This is a genomic window from Collinsella sp. AM13-34 (assembly GCF_003473055.1).
GTDB lineage: Bacteria > Actinomycetota > Coriobacteriia > Coriobacteriales > Coriobacteriaceae > Collinsella.
Window position 1 is genome coordinate 126,279 of record NZ_QRLE01000004.1, and the last position, 11,009, is coordinate 137,287.

Consider the following 11,009-nt stretch of genomic DNA (forward strand, 5'->3'; position numbering starts at 1 on the left):
CCGCGCACCGGGTTACGTCGTCGCTTGCCGGTGCGACATCCGTGAAAACCGGTGCCAGGTGCCCCGACCTTTGCCGGGGAACGGGCGCCTACCATCTCTTGGTTTTAGGCTGAGGGTAACCCGCCCGCAGCAAGCGATCGTTCGATTTGGAGGAAATCTTATGCGTACGATCACCGAGTCCGAGTCCACCCCTAAGGCCGATGGCTTCTTTATGCCTGCTGAGTTCGCCCCACAGGATCGCGTGTGGATGGGCTGGCCCCATCGCACCGATACTTGGGCCCATGGTGCCAAGCCGGCTCAGAAGCAGTATGCCGCCATCGCTCGCGCCATCGCCGAGTTCACCCCGGTCACCATGTGCGCAAACCAGGCCGACTACGCCAACTGCAAGGCCGCCTTTGAGGAAGACGAGAACGTCACCGTTATCGAGATGACCACCGACGACGCTTGGTTCCGCGACACCGCTGCCACTTTTGTTATCAATGGCAAGGGCGATAAGCGCGCCAACCACTGGCACTTCAACGCCTACGGCGGCCTCGTCGACGGCCTCTATTTCCCGTGGGACAAGGACGAGCAGATTGCCCTTAAGATGGCTGAGCTTTCCGGCTGCCGTCGCTATCGTCCCGATGACATGATCCTCGAGGGCGGTTCCATCACCGTCGACGGCGAAGGCACCGTGGTCGTGACCGACCAGTGCCTGCTTTCCCCGGGCCGCACCTGCTCTGCGGTTCTGGAGGAGGAAGAGGATCCCGAGTCCATCTGGCCCAAGTTCCACAAGAAGTTTGAGCCCTGGAGTGAGGAACTTCGCGCCTATATGGACGAGCACCTCAAGGATTACCTGGGTGTCGAGAAGGTCATCTGGGTTAAGGAGGGCATCGACCCCGAGGAGACCAACGGCCACATCGATGATGTCGCTACGTTCATCGCTCCGGGCGTCATGGCTTGCATCTGGACCGACGATCCCGAGTATCCGTTCTACGAGCAGTGCCACGCTGTCTACGAGACCCTCTCCAACGCCGTTGACGCCAAGGGCCGCAAGATGAAGGTCTACAAGCTCTGCATGCCCGTGAACCCGCTGTTCATGGACCAGGCTTCCTGCGACACCATCGACGCCGACGAGAACGCCGAGCCGCGCGTCGCCGACGAGCCGCTGATCGCCTCCTACATGAACTACCTGGTCACCAACCACGGCGTTATCGTCCCACAGTACGGCGACGAGAACGATCAGCTTGCCGTTGACACGCTCCAGAAGATCTACGACGAGGTCTGGGGCGAGGGCGTCTACAAGTGCGTCGGCGTTCAGTCCGAGCAGGTCGTCTTCGGTGGCGGAAATATCCACTGCATTACGCAGCAGGAGCCCTCGGCGTAACTGTCTGTCTTCCCGAGGCACGGCACCTTGCCCTTCAATCGTCGGGCATGACCCTTAAGGTCTATGCCCTCCTCTTTCGCGGGAATCTGCCGCACCTCAGAAACCCAGCCGGTCAAGCGGACCGACGTAGCTAGTTACCGCATTAGTCATTGGTGCCAACCTTGGCAACGATGCAGGTCGAAAAACGTCAGCGAAAACCCGCCAGAGCGAGCAAGGTGCCTTGAAGCGAGGCGGCATTGACCTTTTGGTCATGCCGTCGAAGCTGAAAGGCAGATTGCCGTTCTGGCGGGTTTGCAGCGTCGAGCAGTTACGCGGTTTGGTAAAACCGCGTAACTAAATACGTTCCGCGATCTCGTGGATGAGGTAGTCGGTCTTTTCCCAGCCTAGGCACGGGTCGGTGATCGACTTACCAAAGACGCCGCCGTCGACCGGCTGGTTGCCATCCTCCAGGTAGGACTCGATCATAAAGCCCTTGACCAGCTTGGAGATGGACTCGTTGCGGCGGCAGCTGTCGAGCACCTCCTTGCAAATACGATACTGCTCAAGCGGTCGCTTGCCCGAGTTGTCGTGGTTGCAGTCGATGACCGCCGCTGGGTTGGCGTAGCCGGCGTGCTCGGTGTAGCGCTCGGCCAGGCGCTCGAGGTGCTCGTAGTGGTAATTGGGGTAGGTGCGCCCATCGAGACCGATGTAGCCACGCATAACGGCGTGCGCGAGCGGGTTGCCATCGCACTCGACCTCCCAGTTGCGGAAGATAAAGCTCTGGTGCGCCTGCGCGGCGTAAATGGAGTTGAGCATAACGGTGGTAGAGCCAGCAGTGGGGTTCTTCATGCCGACGGGTACCGCAATACCGCTCGACACCAGGCGATGCTCCTGGTTCTCGACCGAGCGTGCGCCCACGGCAACATAGCTCAGCAGGTCAACGAGGTACTGGTAGTTGGAGGGGTAGAGCATCTCGTCGGCGGTGAAGAAGCCCGTTTCCTCAATAACGCGCAGGTGCATATGGCGGATGGCTTTGACGCCCTCGAGCAGGTCGTCGGGAGCCTCGGGGTTGGGGTTGTGCAGAAGACCCTTGTAGCCGGTGCCCTTGGTGCGCGGCTTGTTGGTATAGACGCGCGGAATGATGATGAGCTTGTCCTTGACCTCCTCGGCGGTCTTGGCCAGTCGGTTCATGTACTCAAGTACCGAGTCCTCGCGGTCGGCAGAGCACGGGCCGATGATGAGCACCTTACGTGCGTCCTCGCCGGTAAAGACCTTGGCGACTTCGGCATCGAATGCCTGCTTCTTGGCGGTAAGCTCGGCGGAGAGCGGCATTTCCTCGCGGATCTCCATGGGGATCGGCAACCTGCGTTTGAATTCCATGGCCATACGGGGCCTCCTCAATCAATTGATGGCATCGAGAGCATTGTCGAATGCTCGGCATTATCCGCTGTCGCACGCTAAAGTGCAACCCCTCGCCGCCCCGAAACCTACCAAATAGGGACAGGTTTATTTTGGTAGGTTTTATCTGGGGAAACGCCGGCGGATGCCGGGAGGGAGTGGCACTGCGTGGGGCCCTATGGCTGTTGTCGGTTCCCCGGGAAACACCCTGTGGGCAAAAAATGGCAAATATGAGTACTGTTGCTATCTCAGTGCCATATCGTCATCACAAAATAATAGACATAATAGTAAATATGTTCATTAACGTAAGCACATATAAGTCCGCTATTGGGCTGTTTGATCAATTTAGGAGCGCGTGCAAGCCGTGTGAGCAGCATTTGGTGCTGTTTTGGCTGTTACTAAAAAGGTGACAGTACTCATATTTGCCATTTTTTGCCCACGGGGCTTGGAGTGGGCTGTCAATCAGGTCCTAGGGGAGGCAGTTCGAGGCCCAAAGGACACGAAACGGGGGCGCAGTTCATTCTGCGCCCCCGTTTTTGGGTATTGCGGTTGTTTGCCGCCGAATTTACGCCGCTTCGTCGAACTGCGAGTTGTACAGGTCGGCGTAGAAGCCGCCCTGGGCGAGCAGTTCGTCGTGTGTGCCCTTCTCGACGATGTCGCCGTCGCGGATCACCAAGATCACGTCGGCGTTACGGATCGTGGACAGGCGGTGCGCGATGACAAAGCTCGTGCGGCCCTGCATCAGCGCATCCATGGCACGCTGAATGAGCTCCTCGGTGCGGGTATCCACGTTGGAGGTCGCCTCGTCCAGAATCAGCGCCGGACGGTCGGCCAAAATGGCGCGGGCGATGGTCACGAGCTGGCGCTGACCCTGTGACAGGTTAGTGCCCTCCTCGTTGATCATAAAGTCGTAGCCGCCGGCGAGCGTGTGGATAAAGTGGTCGCAGCGTGCAGCGCGTGCAGCGGCCTCGACTTCGGCATCGCTCGCATCGGGACGTCCGTAGCGGATGTTCTCGCGGATGGTGCCGTTAAACAGCCAGGTATCCTGCAGCACCATGGCAAACTCGCCGCGCAGCGCCGCGCGGTCCCAGTCGCGCACGTCGATGCCCTCGACGCGCAGCGAGCCGCCGTCCACATCGTAAAAGCGCTGCAGCAGCTTAATGAGCGTGGTCTTGCCGGCGCCGGTGGGGCCGACGATGGCCACGGTCTGGCCGGGCTGTGCCTCGCAGCTAAAGTCGTGGATGATGGTCTTGTCGGGCGTGTAGCCAAACTTGACATGGTCAAACTCCACGTGGCCGGGGCGCTTTTCGGGAATCTGCGCGTCGGCCTTCTGTTCCTCCTCGGGCGCGGCCAGGAACTCAAAGACGCGCTCGGTGGCAGCTGCCATCGACTGCATCGTGTTGCTTACGTTGCCCAGTTGCTGCACGGGTTGCGTAAAGTTGCGAACGTACTGGATAAAGCTCTGGATGTCGCCGGGCGTGGCATTGCCGGTCAGTGCGAGTTGTGCGCCCACCACGACGACGCCCACATAGCCCATGTTACCCACCAGGCTCATAAGCGGCATCATCAGGCCCGACAGGAACTGCGAACGCCAGCCGCTAATAAAGAGTCGGTCGTTTTGGCGGTCGAACTCCTCGATTGAGGCCTCGGCGCGGTCGAACACCTGGATGACGTTCTGGCCGGCAAAGTCCTCCTCGATAATGCCGTTGACGGCGCCCAGGACTTGCTGCTGCTCTCGGAAGTACGGCTGCGAGAAGTGAATCATCACGGTCAGGATAATCGCGGCGGCCGGCAGCGTGAGCACGGTGACGCCGGTAAGCGGCAGGCTGATCGAAAGCATCATGACGAGCACGCCGATAATCTGCGTCACCGACGTGATGAGCTGCGTCACGCTCTGGTTGAGCGACTGGCCGAGCGTATCGACGTCGTTGGTGATGCGGCTGAGCACGTCGCCTTTGCTGTGGCCGTTGAAATAGCTCATCGGCACGACGGCGATCTTGGCGGCGATCTCCTTGCGCATGCGATAGCAGATCTTTTGCGTGACGCCGGTCATGAGCCAGCCCTGGATGAGGCTGCAGACAGAGCTTGCCAGGTACAGGCAGAGCAAAAAGCCGAGCGTCTTGGCGATCCAGGTAAAGTCGACATCGCCGGTACCGTTGACCTTGGCAACCAGGCCCTCGAACAGTTTGGTGGTGACCTGGCCGAGTACCTTGGGCCCCACAATGTTAAAGATGACCGAGCATACGGCAAAGGCGACGGCGGCAAACACGGCAATCTTGTGCTGGCCGATATAGCCGAGCAGCTGCCTCATGGTGCCCTTAAAGTCCTTGGCCTTTTCGCCACGGCGCATGCCACCCATGCGGCCCATGGGACCACGCTGGCGGGTGGGCTTGGGAATCTGAGTCTTGGTCTCGTCTGCCATTAGCGCTCGCCTCCTTCCATGACGGCTGCAATTTCTTCTTGGGTAAGCCCCAGCTCCTCGGCGGAAAGCTGCGACTGTGCAATCTCCAGGTACGCCGGGCAGCCGTGCAGCAGCTCCTCGTGCGTGCCGGTGCCCACTACGTGACCGTCGTCGAGCACGATGATCTGGTCGGCGTGCATGATGGTCGCGATGCGCTGGGCCACGACCACGAGTGCGGCGTCGGTGACGTTTTTGGCCAGCTCCTCGCGCAGGCGCGCGTCGGTCTTGTAGTCGAGGGCGCTAAACGAGTCATCGAACACCACGACCTCGGGCTTTTTGGCCAACGCGCGGGCAATGGCCAGGCGTTGGCGCTGACCACCCGAAACATTGGAGCCGCCCTGGCTGATGGGGGAGTTGTAACCGCCCTCGCGCTCGGCGATAAAGTCCTCGGCCTGGGCGATGCGTGCCGCCTGGCGCATATCATCATCGCTCACCATGTCGCCGGCAAACTTGAGGTTGCTCGCGACGGTGCCCGAGAACAGGCGACCCTGCTGCGGGATGTAACCAATGCGGCGGCGCAGCTCGGAAAGGGTCATGTCGCGCACGTCGATGCCGTCGAGCGAAATGCTGCCGCCCGTGACGTCGTACAGGCGCGGAATCAGCTGCACGAGCGTGGACTTGCCCGAGCCCGTGGAGCCAATGATGCCGAGCATCTGACCGGCATGCGTGGTGAAGTTCACGCCGCTAATGACGTCGGCGCGGGCATCGGGATACTGGAAGCTCACGTCGCGGAAGGTGAGCTCACCGCGCGGCGCGCTGGCTGCGGGCAGTTTGGGCGAGACGGGGTCGTTGATGCTCGTGGGGCAAGTGATGACCTCTTCCACGCGTTCGGCTGCGACTTCGGCACGGGGCAGGATGACCGAAACCATGGTGAGGATCATAAACGCCATGACGATCTGCATGGTATAGGAGATAAACGCCATCATGTTGCCGACCTGCATCACGCCGTCCGAGACGCCCTGCGCGCCAAACCAGACGATAAGCACGGTGATGCAGTTCATGACGAGCATCATGAGCGGCATCATAAAGCTCATGGCTCGGTTGGTGTAGAGCTGCGTGGTCATCAGGTCGAGCGAAGCCTTGTCAAAACGCTCGAGCTCATGCTCCTCGCGGTTGAACGAGCGGATGGGCATAAGACCGTCGAGCAGCTCGCGGGCGGTGAGGTTCACGCGGTCCACAAAGCTCTGCATCTTTTTGAACTTGGGCATGGTGAGGCCCATAAGCACGCCGACGACGGCCGAAACCGCGATGATGGCCACGGCGATGGTCCACTCCAGGCCGGTGTGGTTGGCCAGGACGCGCATGACGGCGACGACGCCCATGACGGGGGCCATCAGGCACATGCGGATAAACAGGGTCGCGGCCATCTGAATCTGCTGAATGTCGTTGGTGCAGCGGGTGATGAGCGAGGCCTGGCTAAACTTGCCCACCTCGGCCGGCGAGAAGTGCATAACCTTGTTGAAGGTCTCGCGGCGCAGGTCGCGGGCGATGGAGCAGGCGGTGCGCGAAGCCACGGCACCGGTCAGGATGGTGGCGACCAGCGACACCAGACACAGACCAAACATCGTGGTCGCCATGCGGCCCAGGTAGGCGTTCTGCACGTCGGCCGGGTCGATGCCCTGTGCCTTGTACTCTTCTTGTACGTAGGTCACGGCGCGCTGGGTGACGATGGACCCCGACATGGAGCCCATTTTATCTGCCATTTCGTTGGCGCTTTCGACGAGCTTGCTTTGGTCTACCAGACCGCCTTCGATGCCCAGACGCAGGCTCTTCATGGTGATCTTACCGCCGTCTGCATCAATCTGCTTTTGCATGTTCTGGGCCGCCGTGGCCTTCTGCTGCATCTCGGCGAGCTGCTCGGGCGTCATCGCCGCCATTTGCTCGGGGGAGGGCATGGCTTGGGCGCCGCTGTTGTCTTTCTCGCTGGACACGCCCATCATGTCGCCCATGGAGCTGGCGTCGATGCCTTGGTTGAGCGAAAGGACGACGGTCTCAGGCAGGCTCATGATATCGGCAATCTTGCCGCCGTCGGCACGCTCTTCCTCGGTGCCCTTGTACGTTCGAATGCCGTTTTTGTCTGCCTTGCCAAACGCAGCTTCTACTGTCTTGGCATCCTTAGCGCTCATAAAGAGTTCGAGGTCGTCGAGCGATTCGGCGCGGATGGTGTCGGGTACGGGCGAGGCGATGCCGCCTTGCTGCACGCCCACGTCGACGATGTCGCTCATATAGGTAGGCAGCGCCAGATCGGCGTTGCAGCTGATTACGATAAGTACGATAGCTGCGAACAGTGCCAGGATATGTTTTTTAAAGAGCTTGAGAATCCTCACTCGGCATCTCTCCTTTCTTGATTGCGGTCGATAATTTCGTTGAAACGCCTTAGAAGGCGCACCATCTCTTGGGTATCTGTTTCGCCGAACTGCTCAAGGAAGGCCGCGGTGCGGTCCTCGAGTTCCCGACGTTTGATTTCGAGATCATGGAATCCCTTGTCGGTCACCGTGACGTGTACGCGACGACGGTCGGTCTTTGAGTGCTCACGCTCAACCCAGCCCTTGGTTTCGAGAGCGCGTAGGATATTGGCGATGCGGGCGTTCGAGACCCAAGCGCGATTAGCGAGTTCGCTCGGCGTGAGCGAACCGCCAGCGAGTATGAGGGCGCGCATGACAGCCATCTCGCCGCCGAGAGCTTTGTCCGCAAAGTGCGAAATGCGCTGATGCATGCTGCCAAACTCAGTTATGAGCTGACGCCCAAGCTCATGGAAATCGGTATCTTCCACCGAAAACCCCTAACACTAGAAACTATTTTCGGTAAAAGATGATACCCTTGCACGCGTACCCTATGCGGTAGATTTTGGGACATGCCTAGAAAACTACCTTTAGGCGACCTCTGTACACCGTCGGTGCCAGCAAAGTTAGGGGCAGATCGTTAGGCATGTCCTAAAGCCTACTCGGAGGTACTTTACCCTGCTAAAGCTGGCATAACAGCTAGAGCGCAGGACGTATAAAGGCAAGGGGAAATATCAAGCGATTCGGTGAACGGTAGCTGATGGCAGGAGCGTTTCCTGCGGATTTGTTAAAAACACCCTTATGGTATAAAAAAAGGAACATATAACAGCCCTGATGAGAGGGGTGGCTATGTTATCCTTCACAGACGGGTGAAATCTTGGGTTTAGGGTTGCAAGACCAAGGTGAATAAACGTTTTTCCCTGTGCTAATGTGCGGCGGAAAGCGAATGAAGCCGGTCATGCAGGTCTAACATTCAAGAATTCAATAAGCAGCGGTGTGAGAGAGCGCCGCATTACACGTAACTAGGAGCGTGGTTACACAATGCAGGAGGCATGGGAAGGCTTCAAGGAAGGCATTTGGACGGGAGAGGTTGACGTCCGAGACTTCATCCAGAAGAACTACACCCCCTACGAGGGCGACGAGTCGTTCCTCGTCGGTCCGACCGAGCGTACCAAGGAGCTGTGGGGCGAGGTTCTCGACCTGCTGCTTAAGGAGCGCGAGCAGGGTGGTGTCCTCGATATGGACACCAAGATCGTCACGGGTATCGTGAGCCACCCCGCTGGCTACATCGATAACGCCCACCGCGAGAAGGAGACCATCGTCGGTCTCCAGACCGACAAGCCGCTCAAGCGCGCGCTGCACGTCAACGGCGGTATCCGCATCGCTTGCCAGGCTGCCAGCCAGCACGGCTATAAGGTCGACGAGAACGTTGTCGAGCGCTACACCTTCGAGCGCAAGACCCACAACGCCGGCGTCTTCGATGTTTACACCCCCGAGATGCGTGCTTGCCGCTCGGCTCACATCATCACCGGTCTGCCCGATGGCTATGGCCGCGGCCGCATCATCGGCGACTACCGTCGTGTCGCCCTGTACGGTGTCGACTACCTGATCAAGGACAAGGAGGCCCAGAAGGCTTCCACCCCGACGGTCATGACCGCCGACAACATCCGCGACCGCGAGGAGCTGCAGGAGCAGATCCGCGCCCTCGGCGAGCTCAAGATGATGGCCGAGACCTATGGTTTCGATATTTCCAACCCTGCTACCAACACGCAGGAGGCCATCCAGTGGATGTACTTCGCCTACCTCGCTGCCGTCAAGGAGCAGAACGGCGCCGCTATGTCCATCGGCCGTACCTCCACGTTCATCGACATCTACGCTGAGCGCGACCTTGCCAACGGTACCTTCACCGAGGAGCAGATCCAGGAGTTCGTGGATCACTTCATCATGAAGCTCCGCATGGTCAAGTTTGCCCGTACCCCCGAGTACCAGGCCCTGTTTACCGGCGATCCGCAGTGGGTCACCGAGTCCATCGGCGGCATGGGTGTTGACGGCCGTACGCTCGTTACCAAGATGAGCTACCGCTACCTGCACACGCTCGAGAACATGGGCACCAGCCCCGAGCCCAACATGACCGTTCTGTGGTCGACCCGTCTGCCCGAGAACTTCAAGAAGTTCTGCGCCAAGACTTCTGTCGCCAGCTCCTCGATTCAGTACGAGAACGACGACCTCATGCGCGTCTACCACGGCGACGACTACGGCATTGCCTGCTGCGTGTCCTCCATGCGCATCGGCAAGGAGATGCAGTTCTTCGGCGCCCGCGCCAACCTGGCCAAGTGCCTGCTGTACGCACTCAACGGCGGTGTTGACGAGGTCTCCAAGAAGCAGGTCGGCCCCAAGTATCGCGCCGTCGAGGGCGATACGCTCGATTACGACGACGTTGTGGCCAAGTACAACGACATGATGAAGTGGCTCGCTGGCGTGTACGTCAACTCGCTGAACATCATCCACTACATGCACGACAAGTATTGCTACGAGCGCATCCAGATGGCTCTGCACGACAAGCACGTGCACCGCTGGTTCGCTACGGGCATTGCTGGCCTTTCCGTCGTGGCTGACTCCCTGTCCGCCATCAAGTACGCCAAGGTCCACCCCGTCCGCGACGAGAACGGCATCATTGTCGACTTCGAGACCGAGGGCGAGTTCCCCAAGTACGGTAACGACGACGACCGCGTCGACCAGATCGCTCACGACGTTGTGCACCAGTTCATGGAGTACATCCGCATGAACGACACCTACCGCAACTCCGTGCCCACGACCTCGGTTCTGACCATCACCTCCAACGTCGTGTACGGCAAGAAGACCGGTTCTACGCCTGATGGCCGCAAGGCTGGCCAGCCCTTCGCCCCGGGTGCTAACCCCATGCACAAGCGCGATAGCCACGGCGCCATCGCTTCGCTGTCTTCGGTTTCCAAGCTCCCGTTCCGCGATGCTCAGGACGGCATCTCCAACACCTTCTCCATCATCCCGGGTGCGCTCGGCAAGGAGGACCAGGTGTTCTTTGGTGATATCGACCTTGATCAGCTGGGCGAGTAACTATTGTTAGTGCTATACTAACAATAACGATTACTGATTGGCGCGCCGGTTTCGGCCGGCGCCTATCAATCGAAGGAGACACATTATGAAGGTTTCTGAAGTTTCCGAGACTCAGGCCGATAACCTGGTCCACATGCTCGACGCTTACGCCGAGAAGGGTGGCCACCACCTGAACATCAACGTCTTCAACCGTGAGACGCTGCTCGACGCTCAGGCTCACCCCGAGAAGTACCCGCAGCTGACCATCCGCGTTTCCGGCTACGCCGTGAACTTCCACACGCTCACCAAGGAGCAGCAGGACGAGGTCATTTCGCGTACCTTCCACAACAAGTTCTAAAGGGGTTTAACTCCCGCAGGATCGCTGGGGCTGTTTGGGCTACCTCCCAAAACGTCCTCGGACATGCAAGAAGCCCTCGCTGCGCACTTCGTG

Annotated in this window: 7 protein-coding genes; 3 read left to right on the top strand and 4 right to left on the bottom strand. The window is 59.4% G+C overall.

Going from position 1 to position 11,009, the window contains the following annotated elements:
• The first annotated feature begins 160 nt into the window (after window positions 1-160).
• Window positions 161-1,366 carry an agmatine deiminase family protein gene (locus DW151_RS02630; RefSeq protein WP_118334297.1) on the top strand — a complete coding sequence of 402 codons (1,206 nt, stop codon included), beginning with the start codon at window positions 161-163 and terminating at the stop codon, window positions 1,364-1,366.
• A 333-nt stretch (window positions 1,367-1,699) separates the two neighbouring features.
• On the opposite strand, the gene DW151_RS02635 is transcribed toward DW151_RS02630, so the two are convergent.
• From DW151_RS02635 to DW151_RS02650, 4 genes are all read right to left on the bottom strand, one after another.
• A complete protein-coding gene (locus DW151_RS02635) occupies window positions 1,700-2,731 on the bottom strand; it encodes a 3-deoxy-7-phosphoheptulonate synthase (protein ID WP_118334299.1) in 1,032 nt (343 codons plus the stop codon).
• 577 nt (window positions 2,732-3,308) lie between these two features.
• Entirely contained in the window at window positions 3,309-5,165 is a 1,857-nt protein-coding gene (locus tag DW151_RS02640) for an ABC transporter ATP-binding protein (protein ID WP_118334300.1), read from the bottom strand.
• Window positions 5,165-7,531, bottom strand: a complete 2,367-nt coding sequence (locus DW151_RS02645; protein WP_118334302.1) for an ABC transporter ATP-binding protein — start codon at window positions 7,529-7,531, stop codon at window positions 5,165-5,167. The genes DW151_RS02640 and DW151_RS02645 overlap by 1 nt, the downstream gene beginning before the upstream one ends.
• Window positions 7,528-7,977 carry a MarR family winged helix-turn-helix transcriptional regulator gene (locus tag DW151_RS02650; protein WP_118334303.1) on the bottom strand — a complete coding sequence of 150 codons (450 nt, stop codon included), beginning with the start codon at window positions 7,975-7,977 and terminating at the stop codon, window positions 7,528-7,530. The genes DW151_RS02645 and DW151_RS02650 overlap by 4 nt, the downstream gene beginning before the upstream one ends.
• A gap of 550 nt (window positions 7,978-8,527) precedes the next feature.
• On the opposite strand from DW151_RS02650, the gene pflB reads away from it, so the two are divergent.
• Window positions 8,528-10,579, top strand: a complete 2,052-nt coding sequence (gene pflB, locus DW151_RS02655) for a formate C-acetyltransferase (protein WP_118334305.1) — start codon at window positions 8,528-8,530, stop codon at window positions 10,577-10,579.
• Window positions 10,580-10,664: 85 nt separating this feature from the next.
• Window positions 10,665-10,916, top strand: a complete 252-nt coding sequence (gene grcA3, locus DW151_RS02660; protein ID WP_055252439.1) for an autonomous glycyl radical cofactor GrcA3 — start codon at window positions 10,665-10,667, stop codon at window positions 10,914-10,916.
• Window positions 10,917-11,009: the final 93 nt, after the last annotated feature.